At 34.2% G+C, this 20,511-nt stretch carries 17 protein-coding genes; 14 read left to right on the forward strand and 3 right to left on the reverse strand.

Annotated elements, in window-relative coordinates; translation table 11 throughout:
• Positions 1-9 precede the first annotated feature (9 nt).
• The 9 genes from ACH0AK_RS14450 to ACH0AK_RS14490 all read left to right on the forward strand — a co-directional run bounded on the left by ACH0AK_RS14450 (position 10) and on the right by ACH0AK_RS14490 (position 10,077).
• Entirely contained in the window at positions 10-750 is a 741-nt protein-coding gene (locus ACH0AK_RS14450) for a tyrosine-protein phosphatase (protein WP_226076968.1), read from the forward strand.
• 21 nt (positions 751-771) lie between these two features.
• Positions 772-2,589 (forward strand): polysaccharide biosynthesis protein, encoded by a 1,818-nt coding sequence (locus tag ACH0AK_RS14455; protein ID WP_499797048.1) that lies wholly within the window; start codon positions 772-774, stop codon positions 2,587-2,589.
• 10 nt (positions 2,590-2,599) lie between these two features.
• Positions 2,600-3,229, forward strand: a complete 630-nt coding sequence (locus tag ACH0AK_RS14460; protein ID WP_062805076.1) for an acetyltransferase — start codon at positions 2,600-2,602, stop codon at positions 3,227-3,229.
• Between the two features lies 1 nt (position 3,230).
• On the forward strand, positions 3,231-4,349 hold the full coding sequence (locus tag ACH0AK_RS14465) for a DegT/DnrJ/EryC1/StrS family aminotransferase (RefSeq protein WP_023519866.1): 1,119 nt from the start codon (positions 3,231-3,233) through the stop codon (positions 4,347-4,349).
• Positions 4,342-4,962 carry a sugar transferase gene (locus ACH0AK_RS14470; RefSeq protein WP_062805077.1) on the forward strand — a complete coding sequence of 207 codons (621 nt, stop codon included), beginning with the start codon at positions 4,342-4,344 and terminating at the stop codon, positions 4,960-4,962. The genes ACH0AK_RS14465 and ACH0AK_RS14470 overlap by 8 nt, the downstream gene beginning before the upstream one ends.
• Before the next feature lie 17 nt (positions 4,963-4,979).
• Complete coding sequence (locus tag ACH0AK_RS14475; protein WP_062805078.1) at positions 4,980-6,242, forward strand: glycosyltransferase family 4 protein; 1,263 nt, start codon at positions 4,980-4,982, stop codon at positions 6,240-6,242.
• Complete coding sequence (locus ACH0AK_RS14480) at positions 6,229-7,542, forward strand: nucleotide sugar dehydrogenase (RefSeq protein WP_062805079.1); 1,314 nt, start codon at positions 6,229-6,231, stop codon at positions 7,540-7,542. Before ACH0AK_RS14475 ends, ACH0AK_RS14480 begins: the two co-directional genes overlap by 14 nt.
• Before the next feature lie 207 nt (positions 7,543-7,749).
• Positions 7,750-8,883 carry a glycosyltransferase family 4 protein gene (locus tag ACH0AK_RS14485; RefSeq protein ID WP_062805080.1) on the forward strand — a complete coding sequence of 378 codons (1,134 nt, stop codon included), beginning with the start codon at positions 7,750-7,752 and terminating at the stop codon, positions 8,881-8,883.
• A complete protein-coding gene (locus tag ACH0AK_RS14490; RefSeq protein ID WP_062805081.1) occupies positions 8,884-10,077 on the forward strand; it encodes a lipopolysaccharide biosynthesis protein in 1,194 nt (397 codons plus the stop codon).
• A gap of 84 nt (positions 10,078-10,161) precedes the next feature.
• Here ACH0AK_RS14490 and ACH0AK_RS14495 read toward each other — a convergent pair whose 3' ends face one another.
• The 3 genes from ACH0AK_RS14495 to ACH0AK_RS14505 form a co-directional block, all read right to left on the reverse strand.
• The gene (locus tag ACH0AK_RS14495) at positions 10,162-11,403 is read right to left on the reverse strand and encodes a hypothetical protein (protein ID WP_062805082.1); all 1,242 of its coding nucleotides are present in this window, start codon (positions 11,401-11,403) and stop codon (positions 10,162-10,164) included.
• Positions 11,404-11,697: 294 nt separating this feature from the next.
• On the reverse strand, positions 11,698-12,993 hold the full coding sequence (locus ACH0AK_RS14500; RefSeq protein WP_499797051.1) for an ISL3 family transposase: 1,296 nt from the start codon (positions 12,991-12,993) through the stop codon (positions 11,698-11,700).
• Positions 12,994-13,239: 246 nt separating this feature from the next.
• A complete protein-coding gene (locus ACH0AK_RS14505; protein ID WP_023519859.1) occupies positions 13,240-13,941 on the reverse strand; it encodes a Crp/Fnr family transcriptional regulator in 702 nt (233 codons plus the stop codon).
• Positions 13,942-14,400: 459 nt separating this feature from the next.
• Here ACH0AK_RS14505 and arcA point away from each other — a divergent pair, with 459 nt between their 5' ends.
• From arcA to ACH0AK_RS14530, 5 genes are all read left to right on the forward strand, one after another.
• Positions 14,401-15,630: an arginine deiminase gene (arcA, locus tag ACH0AK_RS14510; RefSeq protein ID WP_438725242.1), complete on the forward strand. Its 1,230-nt coding sequence runs from the start codon at positions 14,401-14,403 to the stop codon at positions 15,628-15,630.
• 105 nt (positions 15,631-15,735) lie between these two features.
• On the forward strand, positions 15,736-16,755 hold the full coding sequence (gene argF, locus ACH0AK_RS14515) for an ornithine carbamoyltransferase (protein ID WP_010735175.1): 1,020 nt from the start codon (positions 15,736-15,738) through the stop codon (positions 16,753-16,755).
• 113 nt (positions 16,756-16,868) lie between these two features.
• Entirely contained in the window at positions 16,869-17,822 is a 954-nt protein-coding gene (arcC, locus tag ACH0AK_RS14520; RefSeq protein ID WP_010735176.1) for a carbamate kinase, read from the forward strand.
• Positions 17,823-18,281: 459 nt separating this feature from the next.
• Positions 18,282-19,973 (forward strand): arginine--tRNA ligase, encoded by a 1,692-nt coding sequence (gene argS, locus ACH0AK_RS14525; protein ID WP_010735177.1) that lies wholly within the window; start codon positions 18,282-18,284, stop codon positions 19,971-19,973.
• Between the two features lie 356 nt (positions 19,974-20,329).
• On the forward strand, positions 20,330-20,511 hold a 182-nt coding region (locus ACH0AK_RS14530; RefSeq protein ID WP_499797052.1), incomplete at its 3' end, for a hypothetical protein.

The raw sequence follows: 20,511 nt of genomic DNA on the forward strand, positions 1-20,511 counted from the left end.
TGAGCAAAAATGATTGATTTACATTGTCATATTTTACCTGGTATAGATGACGGACCAAAAACGGTCAAAGAATCGATCGCCATGGCAGAAGAAGCTGTTCGACAAGGAATCACCCACATTTTATGCACCCCTCATCACAATCAACGTTTCACCAATGAAAAAGCAGATGTATTACTAGCTGTCGAAGACTTGCAAAAAGAACTCGATCGACAGTCCATCCCCCTAACTTTATTTGAAGGACAAGAAGTTCGAATAAAAAGTAATTTAATAGATGAAATTAAAAGTGACAAGATTCTTTTTGCAGATGTCGCCGATCGCTATTTGCTAGCTGAGCTACCAACAAACAGCATTCCCGAATATACAGAAAGTTTGTTTTATGAATTACGTCAGATGGGGATCGTACCAATCATTGTCCATCCTGAGCGGAACCGCGGTTTCCAAGAAAGTCCTAATCTATTATTACCCTACTTGAATATGGGGTGTTTGGCGCAGTTGACTGCACCGAGTATTGCAGGTGTTTATGGCAAACAGATCAAGAAGTTAAGTGAGGAACTGGTTCAACATCGGCTTGTCCAGATGATTGCCTCAGATGCCCATAGTCGAAAAGATCGGGATTTTTATATGGAAAAAGCATATAGTATCGTAGAGAAAAAATTTGGATCTACATTCATCGAAGAAATGGATCAAGTAACAAGAGACATCATCAATGGGGAGCAAGTGCATGCAAAAGATTTTCGACCTATTGTATAAAAGTTTTAGGGGGCGCAGGGGTTGTTTGAACTTACTAGAAGAAGAAAAGTAATCATTTTAGTTTTGGTTGATAGTTTTTTATTAGGCATCTCTATATTATCAAGCTATTATTTTATGACACCATTTGTTGGTATCGATCAAGATTACTTATCCGTGAATTTAGGCGTATCACTAATTTTTTACATTGGATATGGCATGCTGTTTAAAACATTCACGCGAATCAATCGATATACGAATTTAAATGAGATGGCAGCTATTTTTTCAGCCATTACTTGTACCGTTATTTCATCATTTATCATCCAATATTTGTTTATGCAAAAAATCAGCCTTAGATTACAATTATTAACTTACATCTTATCTATGTTTCTCATCATCAGCAGTCGTTTATTCTGGCGTATATATATCGAACATAAAACACAGCGTCAAGAATCGCCACTAAACAAACACAGAACACTAATTATTGGAGCTGGCGAAGGCGGACGTATTCTATACAATAGTATTCTTAGTTCAAAAGCAATCAACGATTTGGAAGTGATTGGCTTTGTGGATGATGATCCGAACAAATATAAAACATATTTGTCTGGGATAAAAGTCGTAGGGAATACTAAGGACTTACCAAGATTGATCGACGAATTGTCGATCGATATGGTGACGATCGCGATACCTTCCTTGCCACGAAAAAGAATTCGTGAAATTTTCCATCTTATCGAATCAAAAGAAGTCAAGATGAATACCATGCCTTCGATTGAAGAAATCGCATCAGGGAAAATCAATGTTTCTCGCCTGAAAGAAATCGACGTGGTCGACTTGTTAGGACGAGAAGAAGTCAAATTAGATTTAGATAAACTAAAATCACACATCTCAGAAAAAGTCATACTTGTTACCGGAGCTGGAGGCTCTATTGGTTCAGAGATTTGTCGTCAAGTACTTGCTTTTTCGCCAAAAAAATTACTCTTATTAGGACATGGTGAAAACTCGATCTATTTGATTCATCGCGAACTATCAGGAGACCCCTCTTATAATAAAACAGAAATCATTCCAATTATTGCAGATATCCAAGACCGTGAAAAGATCTTCCATATCATGAAAGAACATCAGCCGGATATCGTCTATCATGCAGCAGCACATAAACATGTGCCCTTGATGGAATATAACCCAAGAGAAGCAGTAAAAAACAATATCAAAGGAACAAAAAATGTAGCAGAAGCTGCCAAAGAAGCGAATGTCAAAAACTTTGTCATGGTGTCCACCGATAAAGCCAATAACCCACCAAATGTGATGGGAGCCACGAAGCGAATCGCAGAAATGATCGTCACAGGCTTAAATGAAGAAAACAGTACCAAGTTTTCGGCCGTAAGATTTGGGAATGTCTTGGGCTCTCGCGGAAGCGTAATCCCTGTTTTTCGAGAACAGATCGCAAAAGGCGGACCCATCACGATCACCGATTTTCGGATGACCCGTTACTTTATGACAATCCCAGAAGCAAGCCGTTTAGTCATCCAATCGGGTGCATTAGCAAAAGGCGGCGAAATCTTTGTCTTAGATATGAGTGAACCAGTCAAAATTTTAGATCTTGCACGAAATATGATCCGCTTGAGTGGTTACACTGAAGAAGAAATCGAAATCGTCGAAACAGGCATCCGACCTGGCGAAAAATTGTATGAAGAACTGTTGTTGGACAAAGAACGAAATGATGAACAGGTGTATGAAAAGATTTTTGTAGGGAATATCAAAGGTTACCCGATCCAAGAAGTCATGGAATTTGTAACAGGTTTATCCGACGATGACAAACAACTAGCAAAAGAAGTCGTAGCATTTGCAAGGGCTTCGAGTAAATAGGGGGAGTGTCATGAAAGCAATAATTGTTGGTGCTGGAGGATTCGGTAAAGAACTCGCCTTTTTATTAAGTAGACAGTCCGAATATGAGTTAATTGGATTTGTTGATGATGTCAAGACGGTAGATGAAAAGATTGTTGGAATACCAGTGCTAGGAAAAATAGAATTATTAACAAAAATGGAACTAAAGATTGCTGTATTTATAGGAATTGCTAATCCGCGTATTAAGGAAAAAATTTTTTTGGAATTGAAAGGTAATAATCATCTGACATTTCCAAATTTGATTGATGCTACTGCTTTAGTAGGATTGAATGTACAACTAGGTATAGGGAACATTTTGATGCCTTACACAACTTATACAGCCGATATAACAATAGGTAATTTCAATATGTTCAATATCTATTCAACAATTGGGCATGATTCAAAGATAGGAAACTATAATTCAATCTATCCAAATGTAAATCTGTCTGGTTATGCACTATTAGGCAATCGAAATGAAATCGGAGTCGGAACTAAAGTGATACCAGAAGTCTCGATTGGCCAAGGAAATATTATAGGCGCAGGAAGTGTAGTTGTTAAGGATATTCATAACAATACAAAAAGTGTGGGAGTGCCTGCAAAAATAATAGAAAGTTGGGATTAAGATGGAAAATGAACGAATACTCCTAGCATCACCACATATGAGTGATGAAGGATACGAACAAGAATACGTCAAGGAGGCATTTGACACCAACTGGGTTGCTCCGCTTGGTGCAAATGTCAATAACTTTGAAAAAGAATTGGCTGAGTATGTAGGGATTGACCATGCGGCTGCATTGACTTCAGGTACAGCAGCCATCCATTTAGCATTAAAAGCAGCTGGGGTTGGAGAAGATGATATTGTGATTTGTCAATCATTAACATTTTCAGCTACTGTAAACCCTATCGTCTATCAAGGTGCAAAACCAGTGTTTGTAGATAGTGATAATGAAACTTGGAATATGGACCCTAAACAACTTAGAATCGCTTTAGAGAAATATCCTGAAGCAAAAGCAGTAGTTGTCGTTCATTTATACGGTTTATCTGCAGATTTAGATGAAATCATCAAGATATGTAAAGAATATCAAGTGACCTTGATCGAAGATGCGGCAGAGTCACTAGGTACAACATATAAAGGTCAATATACTGGCACATTTGGGGAATATGGTATCTATTCTTTTAATGGGAATAAAATAATCACCACATCTGGTGGAGGAATGGCTGTTTCAAATAATCCAGAAAGAATTGAAAAAATTCGATTTTGGTCAACACAATCCCGGGAACAAGCACGTCATTATCAACATAATGAAATAGGCTATAACTATCGTATGAGCAATATTGTAGCAGGGATCGGCAGAGGACAGCTAAAAGTATTGTCAGACCGAATCAACAAGAAACGATATATTTATGATTATTATAAACGTGAACTATCTGACATTCCTTCCATTTCCTTCATGCCTGAAAATGAATGGAATCAACCTAATTATTGGCTAAGTGTGATTTTGCTTTCAGATGTGGATACGAATATGCTTATGGATGAATTGGATAAAGCAAATATCGAAGCACGTCCTGTCTGGAAACCAATGCATCTACAACCAATTTTTGCAGAATATGATTATGTTGGAAATAATGTTGCTGAAACATTATTTAATACTGGTGTGTGTTTGCCATCAGATACGAAGATGACAGATGAAGATTTGTCTCGAGTCGTGAAAACAATCAAGCGAGTGTTGCAACATGAATAATAAAAGCGTATATCAGAAATGGGGAAAAAGAGCATTAGATATATGTTTCTCAGCTCTTGCTCTTGTTGTCTTATCGCCTGTTCTTTTAATCGTAGCTCTTTTAGTAAAAATTAAATTGGGCTCTCCAATCATATTTAAGCAAAATCGACCTGGAAAAGATGAAGTCATTTTTTCCATGTATAAATTTCGTACAATGACGGATGCAAAAGATGCAAATGGAAATGACTTACCTGATAATGTTCGGTTAACGAAATTTGGACAATTACTACGAGCAACTAGTTTAGACGAATTACCTGAACTTTGGAATATCTTAAAAGGGGATATGTCGTTTGTGGGTCCAAGACCATTATTAGTTGAATATTTACCATTATACAATGAGGAACAACGGAAACGTCATAGCGTCCGCCCTGGATTAACGGGATTAGCGCAAGTCAAGGGTAGGAATGCGATCAAATGGCAGGAAAAATTTGGATACGATGTAAGTTACATTAATAAAATATCTTTTAAATTAGACGTTATAATAATTTTGAATACGTTTAAAAAAGTTGTAAAAAGAGAGGGTATAACTCAAAACGATGTCATACTTACTACGGAAAAATTCAAAGGAAATTAGAATTGGGATGATTATACTTGAAGAAAAATATATATATACTAAACCATTATGCTACAGATATGTATTTTAACGAAGGTGGTAGACATTTATGGTTCGCGCAAAAATTAAAGGAAAACGGCTATAATCCTATCGTTTTCTGCGCATCAACAACTCATAATTCAAATAAAGAATACTTTCAAGAAGAGCATTATAAAATAAAATATTTTGAATCAATCCCGTTTGTTTTTATTAAATGTGCAAAGTATAACACAAATGGATTTAGCAGAATTAACAACATGTTTGATTTTTATCGAGGGATAATTAGTTTAAGAAAAATTGACTTAGGTATTCCAAATCCAGATGTTATATATGCTTCAAGTGTTCATCCGCTAACCTTGGTTGCAGGTATTAGACTTGCTAAATTTTTTGGAGTGGAGTGTATATCTGAAGTGAGAGATCTCTGGCCTGAGAGTATAGTTGCATATAGTCGATTAACAAAGAAGAATCCTGTAATACGTCTTCTATATCAAGGTGAAAAGTGGATTTATAAGAAATCAGATAAAGTAATCATGACTTGGGAAGGTGGTTATGATTACGTACTAGATCAAGGATGGAACAACCTTCCAGCGTCTAAATTTTTCCATATCAATAATGGTGTGATTTTAAAAGATTTTGATTCAAATATCGAACGAAATGTATATAAGGATAAAATTCTTTCTGATAAAAACTATATAAATATTGTTTATACAGGATCTATTAGGAAGGTTAACAACCTTGATTTCATTCTAGATGTGGCAAAAAAATTAAGTCAAGAAAATAATAAAATCCGTTTTTTAATGTATGGCTCAGGCGATGAAGTAAGCAAAATCAAAAAAAGAATTAATGATGAAAATATTTTTAATGCATTATATATGGGGAAAGTAGAGAAAAAATATATTCCTTCAATTCTATCTCAGGCAACCATCAACTTATTACACAATCAAAGTACGATATTAGATAAATATGGACAGAGTCAAAATAAATTATTTGAATATTTAGCAGCAGGCAAACCCATTTTGCAAACTTATACGACCAATTATAGCGTTATAGAAAAGTACTCTTGTGGAGAAATGTGTGAGAAACAAGAAATTGAACAAGTTATCTTTAATTTAAAAAAAATAGTTAATAGCTCAGATATGATAGAGATGGGAAATAATGCAAGAGATGCGGTCCTGCAATATGATTATGATTTACTTACACAAAAGCTTATCAATGTAATTGAAAATAAAAAAATGGAGATTATTGATTATGACACTATATGAAAAATTAGTAAATAAAGAGGAAAAATTGAGTTTAATTGGATTAGGTTACGTTGGGATGCCAATTGCTGTAGCTTTTGCAAAAAAAATTAATGTAGTGGGATTTGATTTGAATTCAAAAAAAATCACTGAGTATAAAAATGGTGTGGATGCTACCCATGAAGTCGGAGATGATGAAATCAAGAAAACTACAGTAGAATTCACTGATAACCCAGAGGATTTAAAATCAGCAAAATTTCATATTATTGCAGTTCCAACACCTATAAATCAAGACAAAACACCAAATTTAAAACCAATTATTGGTGCAAGTGAAATATTAGGTAAAAATTTAACTAAAGGCTCTATAGTGGTTTATGAGTCAACTGTTTATCCAGGGGCAACTGAAGAAATTTGCATCCCAATCTTAGAAAAAGAATCAGGATTAATCTGTGGTGTAGACTTTGAAGTAGGTTATTCGCCTGAAAGAATCAATCCAGGTGATAAAGTTCATACATTGGAAAATATTATAAAAATTGTTTCAGCTACTACAGAAGATTCTTTGAAAGAAATTAGTAATGTTTATCAAATTGTTATTAATGCTGGTGTACATGAAGTTTCGTCTATAAAAGTTGCAGAGGCAGCTAAAGTTGTGGAAAATTCACAAAGAGATATTAATATTGCCTTTGTAAATGAGTTAGCAATCGCATTTGACAAAATGGGGATCAATACGAATGAAGTAATAGATGCCATGAATACCAAATGGAATGCTTTAGGCTTTAGACCAGGTCTAGTTGGAGGACATTGTATTGGCGTTGATCCATACTACTTTATTTATCAGGCAGAAAATTTAGGTTATACTTCTCAAATTATATCTGCTGGAAGAAAAGTAAATGACTCAATGGGTGAGTTCGTTGCAGATGCGATTATAAAAAAATTAGTATTAACTGGAAAACCTGTAAAAAATTCAAAAGTAACTATTTTAGGATTAACATTTAAAGAAGATTGTCCTGACTTAAGAAATTCTAAAGTGATTGATATCATTAAAAGACTTAGAGAATATGATATCGAACCACAAATTGTTGATCCTTGGGTTGATACTGAAGAAGCATATTTAGAATATGGTGTGAAAGTTGTAGAATTAAGCTCTCTAACTAATCAAGATGCACTAGTATTTGCTGTAGGACATAAAGAATTCAAATCATTAACACTTAATAAAATTAGTGAATATTTTGCAGATATGGATTCTAAAGTATTGGTTGATGTAAAGAACTTGTTTTCTATTGATGATTTGGAAAAAGAAAACTATATATATTGGAAACTTTAATCGATTGTGTAATCAAAATATTAATAGCTTTGGATTAGAGTTAAAAATCTGTGTTTGCTACTATCGTCATTTGTAGTAATAAGTGGTAAATAACTCGGTGAAGAGAATTTACCGAGTTATTTAGCTTAACATGATAAATTTATATTTAAAATCAAAAGTTGAATATAAGAGATTGAAATTTCTTATTTTTAAAAAGGATTAGATAAAATGACAAAAATTATTCATATATGTAATAATTATATATATTCAAATTTGTACAATGAATTGATCACAAGGTTAGACAAAGAGTATGAAAACCAAGTATTTGCTGCAATTGGAGTTGGGAAAAATCATTTAGTGAGACCTCAGATGGTAAATGAGAATATAAAAGTTGTAGAATGCTTTAATCCTTATGATCGTTTTTTTTATAAAATAAAATCCAATAAAATTTTTAATGCTTTGTTAAAAACATATGATCCAACAGACTTTGATATAGTTCATGCACACACATTATTTACTGATGGAAATGTTGCCTATAATCTATATAAGAAAAGTAAGATTCCATATGTTATCACAGTACGTTCAACTGACATAAAATATTTTTTTAAATACTATAAACATTTAAAAAATTTAGGAAATGATATTTTGATGAATGCATCTAAAGTTATTTTTTTATCGGAGTCATATAAAGAAAAAATGATAGAAAAATATGTATATTTAAAAAATAAGCAGTTGATTTTAGAAAAATCAATTGTTATACCGAATGGGGTCGATCCATATTTCTTAAACAATCTCATGGATCAAACAGCTAAAGAAAGAAAAAGTCAGCTAATACTACTTACAGTAGGCAGAATAGAAAGAAATAAGAATCAGCTGATGGTTTGTAAAGCATTAGATGAATTTAGAACTTCAGGGTTAGAGTTCAGCTATCAGTTAGTTGGACAGATTACAGATGAAAAATACATGGATAAGATAAAAAAATATTCTTTTGTAGATTACTTAGGTAGCAAAAATAAAGAAGACTTAATCAGTATTTACTCGAATGCAGATATATTTATTCTACCTTCAAAATCAGAAACTTTTGGTCTTTCGTACGCTGAAGCTATCAGTCAAAACACTCCAGTTATTTATTCTAAAAATGAAGGGTTTGATAAACAATTTGAAGAAGGAGTAGTGGGTTATTCAGTAAATTCGAATTCTAAAGAAGAGATAAAAAGTAGAATCAATAAAATGATACTAGATTTAGATAGTTTCCAAGGAATTTCAGAATACAGTAAAGAATTTGATTGGGATAAAATTTCAAATAAGATATCTGAAGTTTATAGTAAGATAATTGATAACGGAGTTGAATGTGAGGAATAGATGAAAAAGAAAATATTTTTTGATTTTGCAATTAATATCATATCAAATTTAGTTTTGATAGCTATAATCCAGTTACTCATCCTACCGATTCTATCACGAGATGTTACAACAAAAGTTTTCGGTGAAATAGTCTCTATTTATGGATTTAGTAATGTCATTACAACTTTTTTAGGGAATACATTAAATAATATCAGATTAATTACTTCTGATAAAGAGAAGCCAGATTTTTTTTCACTATCGTTTATAACTAATATTGTTTCTTTTCTACTCATCTTTATACTTAGTTTTATTTATGGAAGAAATCTCTCGGTAGCAAATATCATTATTTTCTCTATCAGCACGATGTTAACAAACAATCGAATATATAGTTCTGTATTTTATAGGAAACAATTAAAATTTATTGGCTTACTATATATGAATTTGTCTGTTGTTGCAGGGTATTTATTAGGAATGTTTTTATTGAACCAAATAGGTGGAAGCTATTGGTCTTTGATTTTTTTAATAGGTGAGGTAATAGGACATGTATATTTGTTTTTATCGAATAATGAAATAGTGTATGAATTTAAAACAGCAGATTTAAGAAAATTAGACCATAGGATCACAAAAAAATTCATAAATTTAAGTTTTGCCAACTTAATAGCGAATGTGTTGAATTACTTAGATCGCTTTATGATTCTACCTATTTTAGGAGCTGTGAGTATGAGTACTTTTTATGCAGCAAGTTCAATATCAAAAATTATCGCAATGCTTGTTACTCCGATGACGAATGTTTTATTATCATATATTGCAAAAGATGATTATAAGATAAAACGTAAAAAACTCTTATTAATTACTATGTATTTATTCGTAGCATTTATACCAATGTATTTTATTGTGAATTACGTATCTGTTTTTTTAATAAATATTCTATATCCTAGTTTGGCTAATCAGTCATTACCGCTAGTTCCAATTATAACGATAGGTATTTTATTCAACGTGATTGGGAATATTATCAATACTTTCCTACTGAAATTGTACAAACTATTTTATCAAAATGTTATACAGGTGAGCTATGGTGCAATCTATGTCTTTCTAGCAATAATTTTAAGCTTAAATTACGGAATAATCGGTTTTTCTGTTGCTTATGTTATTGCTATGGTTCTTAAGTTACTATTTCAGATGTCAATCATTATATGTAGAGAACAGGAGGTATAAATTTTTTTAATTGTAATAAAATAACAAGCTAGACTACGAATGTTTACACATTCGTAGTCTAGCTTGTTTTAAATTCTATTTTATTCAACTCCTAATATTCAATTTATCAAAATACTGTGATTGAGAATTAGTAAGAATAAAATGTTTTTCTTTAGTATTACATTTATTGATGAATAGGCCAATAAAGAACCAAAAATAAATCGAGATCCAAAGACTATAACTAACCATCAATTGAGATGACCAAATAGCAAGAATTATAATGATTAAAGAATCAAATTCAAAAGAATATTTTTTGAATAATGTAAACGATACTATGATTAAAAGGATTGTTATCAATATCGAACCAATGATTACACCAAATTGGTATACTAACTCTAAAAGTATATTATGTGAATAGATTCCAAGTAAATTATAATCTGCATTAATCCCTCTGATAGCTAATGGATCTTTTTTTATAGCCTCGATTACAGTAGTATATAATACATCACGCCCAGCTGAATAGTCGATTTCATTTTGTAGCATAAGGGTTAATGTTCTGCTCTGTATATTAAGAGAATGAAAAATTCTTTGAATAAAAAGCAAAATATTATTCAAATTTAAATAAGTTACAAAAATGACTAAGATTAACATGAGAGATTGTAATAAATGCTTTTTTTGGAAAATATTTTTTGTTAAGCGAAACAAAAAGAAGGAAAGAATACATACCAAGGCTCCTCGTGAACCATAAGCGAAGATTACAAGAAAAATTGGTAGGGAAAAAAGCAAAGAACTAATTCGTTTAGTAAAGAAAAAGTCGTTAATCAAGAAAATAAAGTAGAAAATAGTAGAATAGGAAAATCCCATGCTATATTCAGCACTAAATTCAAGTACACCAGATAAAGATAAAACAATTAATAAAGTTGCCACAAACAATGAAGATCTATAGAAATAAGAGTATAGCTGTTTAAAATCATCAATGGCAGTTACAAATAAAAGAACAGGTAAACAACTATATGAAAAAACGGTAATGGTAGTTAAAAATTGGTGTAAATTATTCTGAAATAAAAGATTAATAGTCACAGTTCCAATAAAGCCATATAAGATATATAAAATTTTAGTGTTGATTCGTTTGATGAAAGAAGGCAATGCATATAAATATGAAATAAATAATAAGATTTTTGGCATTTGCTGAAAAATAGCGTATTCGAAAATTGAAAAATTTAAAGCCGGAAGTAAATTAGTCAAAAAAACACAAAGAAAACTAAATGATAAAGCGAATATGATTTTCTTCTGTACAAATTTAGTAGTTGTATTATGATTTAAATCTAGTACCGTTGATGTATTCATTATTGTCCTCCTAATCCATTACATTTTAGAGTAAATATGAAGATAAATCAATTGAAAGGATATAATATTTCAGTAATATAGTGAAATAAATGATTATATGATTTATGCTATGTATTTTTAATTGAGGTATTAAACAAATAGTTCTGACTATACAATAAGAAAACCATGTAAAACAAGCAACTAGGTCCTAAAACAGGTAAGCTATTTAGAACGGCTCTTTGTCAATAAGGACTGGTGAGTTGTGCAAAATCAAATCTGGGTCAGAATGAACCTCATTCTGGCTCAGATTTTTTGTTATCTTACTTTGATTAATTGATTGATCAAAAAGATTCTAATTCTCATGTTCTCGAATGATTTAAATCCGTAGGATACTCGTTTCATTGTCTTTATGTGGGTATTCTTCGCTTCTATTTTTCCATTGGAATAAGGATAGATCATTGCGTTGGTGATGCCTTCTTCATAGGTCAGAAGGTTTTGAAACTTTTCCCGAAAGCTGTCATCCAACGTTTCGGGAAGTTCTGCTAATAAGGAGAAAAATAAGTCAGGGTCTTTGTCTCGAAAGGCTTCAACTAATTCATGAAAAAAGGGATACGCCTCCTTTAGGGGCGTAGAAAACTCAAGCAATCGATCAATCATCATTGCTTCAGTAAGAAATGGGTATTTTGGTGCTCGGAAACTTTTCCATGTTTTGTATTCATAATGGTTGATGTTTGCACGATTTTTTAGCAAAAAGCGCCAGTTCTTTTTCAGGTTTTCTGCCTGGCTTTTCTGTCCTGCTTTACGAAGTTCATTCATTTCACGGATTCGCAACTCATTGAACGCTTGATTCATGTGTTTGACAATATGAAACCGATTAATCACTATTTTCGCATTTGGCAGAACACGTTTGGTGAACTGGAAGTAGGCGGCGTTCATGTCTGTCACCAAGAATTCTACTTCTTCTGGATTGGTACACTTTAAGAAATAGCTTGTTAATCGAGGTAATTTACGCGTATGCAAAACATCTATTAATTTTCCTGTTTCGCCATCTGCGCAAATAAAGCTCATTTTATCTTCTATGGAAGCATGCGAACGAAATTCATCAACCATCAATACTCTTGGGAGAATCTTCTTAGATTGCTTTGGTAAATAGCTTTTAAACTCTTTCAATGTACGAATAACGGTGGTCAAAGATACCTGACAGCTTTTCGCAATAAAAGATAAAGATACTTTTTCAGTCAGTAAAGAAGCAATTTTATATCTAACATGATTTGCGATTGAATGTCTGGATTGGACAAAATAACTTTGAGCAGTCCAATGGGTTCGGCAGTTTTTACAGGTATAGCGCTGCTTTTTTAGGCGCATAACCAAAGGCATATGATTGTATTCTTCAAAACGGACAATCGTTTCTTTTTTTCCATTTTTCACTATAATTGCTTTCCCGTTTCCATCTACCACAGTAGAACCACAACTTCTACAAGCACGAGGAGTAGGCGAGAGAACAGCATCGACGACCAACGTCTTTTTCTTCTGAAGGGTCTCGTAAGAGACCTCTGTAATCATCAAATCTTTCTCTATTATTCTCAGCATTTTTTTGATAGAATCATTCATATAGCATATCGTCCTCTCAGTTGTTTATTTTGTGGTGATTTAATCATACTAGAGAACGATATGTTTTTTAATACCTAAAATGAAAATGGGACTGAAGAATCAATTCTGATTCATCAGTCCCATAAATTATAGAGCCTTTAGAACCTAGCTGCTTGTTTTACATGATTAATAAAAAAAATCTTTTTTATATTCCATAAGAATTAAGAAAAGTTCTGAAAACTAGTTGACTATAACAGGTATAAAATACTACTCCCGCCACCCCGGTGTCACTGCCTCCTTACAAAACGTGAACCGCTTCTTGTCATAATTCACCAAGCCGGAGTCTTTCAGCTGTTTGATCACCTGTCCGGCGGTTTCACGAGTGGTACCACTATTGACTGCTAGTTCTTTCAACGTGATCGGATAGGGTATCGATATATGACCGTCTTCTGTAGGGATTCCTAATTCTTCTTTTAAAACAAATAAGTTTTGTTTCACTCGGTCAAATGCACTGGAGGTCAAGCCGATTTGAATGCGTAGTTCGTGCATCTGAACGACTTTTCCTAACTTCTGGATCATGTAAATCAATTGATTGGGGTTGTTTTTGACAATTTTTTCATAACAAGCTACAGGAAAATAAAAAGTCTCGATATCTGTCATGGCTTGTGCTGTATACGTATAAGGTTCTTCTTCAAAAATACCAGACATTGGAAAGAGATTATTTGCTGTGACATAATCATAGTAGTAATAAGTAGCACTTTCGTCATAACGCTCTAAACGGATCAATCCTTCTGTTAAGACATAGAAACGTTGCCGCTCATCTCCTTCATCAAAAAGCACTTGTCCTTTCTTATATGAACGTAGGACAGTCTGCTCTTTGATTTCTTCAAATTCCTCATCAGTAAAGTGTTCAAAATCAGGTTGATATCTGAGTTTAGAAAAATGATAATCGATTTTATTTACACGCATGAACATCCCTGCTTCCTATAATTCTCTCCTTCTATTGTGACTTCTTTTATTTCTTTTGTAAAGCCATAATACATTCCGAGAAAAGCTATATTTTGTAAAATATTAATTGCGTTTGTTATTATGTAGGATTTATACAAAACAGATGAATATAATTTAATGAGTGATCATAAAAGTGTATAAAAAACAAATAATATACATAAAGTAAACGCTAACAACCTTAATTTAAATGGGATTTAAAAATATACAAAAAAATTTTTTTGATGAATAAAAATTTTTTTGAGAGAGTTTTCAGTATAAAAAAAAGAGAAATTATTAATAAAAGATGCAAAAATGTGTAATTATTTAATTAAGCTTTAATAATGAGAGATTCTTCTCTTTTTAAATGCGAGAAAAGCATGAAAGTGATTACAAAAGCAGTTTATTCTAAGTATGTAATCAAAACGAAGGAGGCAACACAACATGGATAAACCGATTCACGTTTTCTCTGAGATAGGAAAGTTAAAGACAGTATTATTAAAACGACCTGGTCAAGAAGTGGAAAATCTAACGCCTGATATTATGGATCGTTTGTTGTTCGACGACATTCCGTATCTACCGATTGCACAAGCTGAGCATGATGAATTTGCACAAGTGCTCCAAAGTGAAGGCGCTGAAACATTATATTTAGAAAAATTAGCGGCTGAAGCAATCGATGCAGGTAATGTCAAAGAGGAATTTTTAAATAAAATGTTAGATGAATCTTTTATTGCATCTAATGCTGTTAGAGATGGTCTTCATGAGTTCCTTCTATCAATGGAAACTCAAGATATGGTAGATAAGATCATGGCGGGTGTCCGTACAAAAGATATCGATGTGAAATCACGTAGTTTATACGATTTATCATCTGATGACGACTATCCTTTCTACATGGATCCAATGCCAAACCTATACTTTACAAGGGACCCTTCCGCATCAATGGGGAATGGGATGACAATCAATAAAATGGCATTTGAAGCACGTCGTCGTGAGTCAATGTTCACAGAATACATTTTGAACCACCACCCACGTTTTGCAAATAAAGGGGTTGACGTATGGTTGGATCGCGAAAATCCAGATCATATCGAAGGTGGGGATGAATTGATCCTTAGTGACACAGTTGTCGCTGTGGGTATCTCACAAAGAACAAATGCAAAAGCGATTGAGCGTTTAGCACGTCACTTATTTGCGAAAAATGCAGGATTTGAAAAAGTCTTGGCAATCAAGATCCCGAATAATCGTGCCATGATGCATTTAGATACAGTATTTACTATGGTTGACCATGATAAATTCACAATCCATCCAGCGATCCAAAGTAAAGAAGGAAAAATGGACGTCTTTACAATTGAACAAGCTGGCGATGATATCAAAATTTCTCATTCAGATGATTTACAAGAGTCATTGAAATCAGTTTTAGGGTTAGATGATCTTGTATTGATCCCAACAGGTAATGGCGATGCGATTGTTGCACCTCGTGAACAATGGAATGATGGCTCAAACACATTAGCGATTGCTCCAGGGGTGGTAGTTACTTACAATCGTAACTATGTATCAAACGAATTATTGAGAAGCTACGGCATCAAAGTATTGGAAATCACTTCAAGTGAATTGTCACGCGGTCGTGGTGGCCCTCGTTGCATGAGCCAACCATTAGCTCGTGAAGATTTAAAATAGTTTATTCCTGATGGCAGTCACTGTCAGCTGCCATCAGATTTCCTCTTAATACCAAGTGCTTTATGTACTATCAAATAGAATACAATTTTAAAGGAGAATGTTCATATGAAAGAATCAGTATTTCAAGGAAGAAGTTTATTAGCAGAAAAAGATTTTACAAAGGAAGAGTTACAATATTTGATCGACTTTTCTCAACACTTGAAAGATTTGAAAAAACGTGGCATCCCACATCATTACTTAGAAGGAAAAAACATTGCATTACTATTTGAAAAAACATCAACACGTACACGTGCAGCATTTACAACGGCAGCAATCGATCTTGGTGCGCATCCAGAGTATTTAGGTGCAAATGACATCCAATTAGGTAAAAAAGAATCTACAGAAGATACTGCCAAAGTATTAGGTAGTATGTTTGACGGAATCGAGTTCCGTGGTTTCAGCCAAAAAATGGTGGAAGAATTAGCTGAATTCTCAGGCGTACCTGTATGGAATGGTTTAACTGATGAATGGCACCCAACTCAAATGATCGCTGACTTCTTAACGATCCAAGAAAACTTCGGTAAAGTGGAAGGCATCACAGTTGCTTATTGTGGCGATGGACGTAACAACATGGCGAACTCATTGTTAGTAACAGGTGCGATCTTAGGAACAAATATGCGTATCGTTGCACCAAAAGAATTACAACCTGAAGAAGAAATCGTGAAAATGGCTGAAGAGTTTGCAGCGAAATCAGGTGCACAATTAATGATCACTGACGATGTTGCTAAAGGGGTAGACGGAGCAGACGTTCTTTACTCAGACGTTTGGGTATCAATGGGTGAAGAAGATAAATTTGAAGAACGTATCAAATTATTGAAACCTTACCAAATCAATATGGATATGATCGAAAAAACAAACAATACAGATCGTTTGATCTTCTTACACTGCTTACCAGCATTCCATGATACGAAGACAGTTTACGGTGAACAAATGAAAGAACGCTTCGGCATCACTGAAATGGAAGTAACAGACGAAGTATTCCGCAGTAAATATGCACGTCAATTTGAGCAAGCAGAAAACCGTATGCACTCAATCAAAGCAATCATGGCAGCAACACTAGGAAACTTATTCATTCCTCGTGTGTAACAACTAACAAGTAAATAATCAAAACGAGTCAGCGTGAGGATCGTTCAGAAAGAACGCTGGCTTGTTTTGTCATCGGTAAAATTCAGAATGTTCTGAAAGAAAGGGAGATAGACATGGCAAACAGAAAAGTGGTTGTTGCATTAGGCGGAAACGCGATTTTATCAACAGATGCAAGTGCAAAAGCGCAACAAGACGCATTGATGGAAACAGCAAAATACTTAGTGAAATTTATTGAACAAGGAGATGAATTGATCATCTCACATGGTAATGGTCCTCAAGTTGGGAATTTATTGATCCAACAACAAGCGGCTGATTCAGAAAAAACACCGGCAATGCCATTAGATACATGTGTGGCGATGACGGAAGGTTCAATTGGCTATTGGTTGCAAAATGCGATGGGCGAAGTGTTGAAGGAAAAAGGAATCGATAAAGATGTCGTTTCGTTAGTGACACAAGTCATCGTTGATGAAAATGATCCATCGTTCAAAAATCCAAGCAAACCAGTTGGACCGTTCTATACAGAAGAAGAAGCGAATGATCAGATGAAAGCAGACTCTTCTGTAACATTCAAAGAAGATGCAGGACGTGGTTGGCGTAAGGTCGTTGCTTCTCCAAAACCAATCTCAATCAAAGAAGCTCGAGTCATCCAAACATTAGTGGAACAAGGCGTAATCACCATTTCTGTAGGTGGTGGCGGTATTCCAGTAGTGGAAACTGCAACAGGTCTTGAAGGAAAAGAAGCTGTTATCGATAAAGATTTTGCTTCTGAAAAATTAGCAGAGATCATTGGTGCAGATCTATTGATCGTGTTGACGGGTGTCGATAATGTCTACGTAAATTATCAAAAACCAGATCAAAAGAAATTAGAAACAGTTGGTGTTTCAGAAATGAAACAGTATATTGCTGAAAACCAATTTGCTCCAGGAAGCATGTTGCCAAAAGTGGAAGCAGCGATTGCCTTTGTTGAGGCTCGTCCTACTGGGAAAGCAATTATTACTTCCTTAGAAAATATTGAAAATCTATTAGCTTCAGAAGAAGGAACAATCATTGTTGCTGATGAAGCGTAAGAAACTTTTTATCGTTTTACCATGACCATGTGTATAAAATGTCCAGTTGGTTTTTAATCTCCTTTAGACCTCCTGGACATTTTAGCTTATTGTTGAAGGTCAGCTTTTCGAACACCGTTTATTTATGAAGAAAACTCTAGCCAGGAGATTGGATATCTGCTATAATTCAAATCAAGTTAAATAAGAGCAACGTTTGCTGAACAAGAGAGTAATTGGTGTCATTTCGTTCAAAGCGAGTCTGGGTAGAGTGGAAGCCGGACGGACAAATCCCAATGAAGCGCACTTGGAGAACTCTGTCTTTGACAGACGGTCGTCTACCGATATCAGATCGAGCAGGTCCTTTTTTAGGACAATTGGAGTGGTACCGCGGGAATTCTCGTCTCTAGTAAATTCATAGGAAATATGGATTTGCTAGAGATTTTTTTGTTTTACAGCAAACAATATGTAGGAGGAAAATAAATGAATAACAAAGATGTTGTTGCAAAAGCACTATATGAAGTCGTACAAGATGACTTGACGTTGGAGCAAGTCGCACAATTACTTGAAAATCCAAAATCAGCGGACCATGGAGATGTCGCATTTCCAACGTTCTCTTTAGCAAAAATCTTCCGCAAAGCACCACAACAGATCGCAGCGGATCTTGCTGAGAAAATCGATGCAACAAATTTTGAAAAAATCGAAGTCGTCGGACCATACTTGAACTTCTTTATGAACAAAGAGATCATCAGTAAGCAAGTGTTAGCTACAGTAGTAAAAGAAAAAGAACACTATGGGGATAGCACGATCGGTAACCAAGGAAGCGTGCCAATCGATATGTCTTCACCAAACATTGCAAAACCAATTTCAATGGGTCACTTACGTTCGACAGTAATCGGAAACTCAATTGGCTTTATTATGGAAAAATTAGGTTATCAACCAGTACGTATCAACCATTTAGGAGACTGGGGTACACAATTTGGAAAACTGATCGTTGCCTACAAAAAATGGGGATCTGCTGAATCTGTAAAAGCTGAACCAATCAATGAATTATTGCGTCTATATGTCCAATTCCACGAAGAAGCTGAAACACAACCTGAATTGAATGATGAAGCTCGTTCTTGGTTCAAGCGTCTAGAAGAAGGCGACGAAGAAGCGATGGAGTTATGGCAATGGTTCCGTGACGAATCAATGAAAGAATTCAACAAGATCTATGACTTGTTAGAAGTTCGTTTTGATTCATTGAACGGGGAAGCTTTCTATAATGACAAGATGGATGAAATCGTCGAATTACTAGAAGAAAAACATCTCTTACAAGAAGACAAAGGTGCAGAAATCGTTGACTTATCTGCTTATGATCTAAATCCTGCCTTGATCAAAAAATCAGATGGTGCGACACTTTATATTACGCGTGATTTGGCAGCTGCACTATACCGTAAACGTACGTATGATTTTAGTCAATCACTATACGTAGTTGGTAATGAACAAAGTTATCACTTTAAACAATTGAAAGCTGTCTTGAAAGAACTAGGTTTTGACTGGGCAGATGATATGCACCATATCCCGTTTGGTTTGATCACACAAGGTGGTAAAAAACTATCGACACGTAAAGGAAAGATCGTTTTACTAGAAGAAGTATTGAATGAAGCAATCGACTCAGCGAAACAACAAATCAGTGAAAAGAATCCTGATTTGGAAAACAAAGATGTCATCGCAAAACAAGTCGGTGTGGGTGCTGTTATTTTCCACGATTTAAAAAATGACCGTTTGAATACGTTTGACTTCAATTTAGAAGAAGTGGTTCGTTTTGAAGGAGAAACAGGTCCTTATGTCCAATATACTCATGCTCGGGCGATGAGTTTATTAGACAAAGCAGGTTTTGTTCCTTCTAAAGATCAAGCTTATGCGTTGAATGACGAAAATAGTTGGGAAGTCGTGAAGCTTGTACAGAAATATCCTGAAACAGTGCTTCAAGCTGGTGAAAAATATGAGCCATCGATCATTGCAAAACATGCGATCAAATTGGCACAAGCGTTCAATAAGTACTATGCACATACAAAAATCTTAGCGGATGATGACCAAAAAGATGCGCGCTTAGCGTTAGTTTATGCTGTCACTGTTTTACTAAAAGAAGACTTACGTCTATTAGGATTACATGCACCAGATAAAATGTAAAAAGTTTCATTGTTTAAAGATTTTCTGAAGAGAAATCTAAATGTTATGTTCCAGTCAATAATCCATGGCATATTTTACAATTGAATTGATTTTTATCTAGAAGGGTTTCTTTTAGAAACGAGCCAAGTCGGGATTTGAAAAAATCCCGGCTTTTTTGACGTATTTTTGGTACGGCATACATTCTTATAGTTGTTTTATGTTGAATTGTACATACAAAAATTTTTATGAATAAATAATTGAATTTCCTTTTCTTATTTTAGAAAAAGTCGTTTCATGAGAATTTTCACTTTTTATTAAGCGCTTTCTTTTCTTGGGATATACTCTCGGTGTCAATAAAAAAGAAAAGGAGTGGAAAAATGAAAAAGAAATGGTTCTCGTTGTTGATGGTTGTAATGTTGTTGTCGTCGGTTTTCCAACCGACACTCTTAGCCTTTGCGAGTGATCGATCCTCCAAAGAAGCGACCTCGCGTCCGGCTGTTGCGATTGATTTAAGTGGCACTTCGCCAGCAAAAGATGAAAAAACATGGAACGAATGGGC

Source organism: Enterococcus pernyi (assembly GCF_045371165.1).
GTDB lineage: Bacteria > Bacillota > Bacilli > Lactobacillales > Enterococcaceae > Enterococcus_B > Enterococcus_B pernyi.

Bases quoted from the DNA above. Each gene is read 5' to 3' on its own strand.
- ACH0AK_RS14450 (WP_226076968.1), top strand. From the start codon at position 10: ATGATTGATTTACATTGTCATATTTTACCTGGTATAGATGACGGACCA.
- ACH0AK_RS14480 (WP_062805079.1), top strand. From the start codon at position 6,229: ATGACACTATATGAAAAATTAGTAAATAAAGAGGAAAAATTGAGTTTA.
- arcA (WP_438725242.1), top strand. From the start codon at position 14,401: ATGGATAAACCGATTCACGTTTTCTCTGAGATAGGAAAGTTAAAGACA.
- ACH0AK_RS14500 (WP_499797051.1), bottom strand. From the start codon at position 12,993: ATGAATGATTCTATCAAAAAAATGCTGAGAATAATAGAGAAAGATTTG.
- ACH0AK_RS14460 (WP_062805076.1), top strand. From the start codon at position 2,600: ATGAAAGCAATAATTGTTGGTGCTGGAGGATTCGGTAAAGAACTCGCC.
- ACH0AK_RS14490 (WP_062805081.1), top strand. From the start codon at position 8,884: ATGAAAAAGAAAATATTTTTTGATTTTGCAATTAATATCATATCAAAT.
- ACH0AK_RS14505 (WP_023519859.1), bottom strand. From the start codon at position 13,941: ATGCGTGTAAATAAAATCGATTATCATTTTTCTAAACTCAGATATCAA.
- ACH0AK_RS14485 (WP_062805080.1), top strand. From the start codon at position 7,750: ATGACAAAAATTATTCATATATGTAATAATTATATATATTCAAATTTG.
- argF (WP_010735175.1), top strand. From the start codon at position 15,736: ATGAAAGAATCAGTATTTCAAGGAAGAAGTTTATTAGCAGAAAAAGAT.
- arcC (WP_010735176.1), top strand. From the start codon at position 16,869: ATGGCAAACAGAAAAGTGGTTGTTGCATTAGGCGGAAACGCGATTTTA.
- ACH0AK_RS14495 (WP_062805082.1), bottom strand. From the start codon at position 11,403: ATGAATACATCAACGGTACTAGATTTAAATCATAATACAACTACTAAA.
- ACH0AK_RS14470 (WP_062805077.1), top strand. From the start codon at position 4,342: ATGAATAATAAAAGCGTATATCAGAAATGGGGAAAAAGAGCATTAGAT.
- ACH0AK_RS14465 (WP_023519866.1), top strand. From the start codon at position 3,231: ATGGAAAATGAACGAATACTCCTAGCATCACCACATATGAGTGATGAA.
- argS (WP_010735177.1), top strand. From the start codon at position 18,282: ATGAATAACAAAGATGTTGTTGCAAAAGCACTATATGAAGTCGTACAA.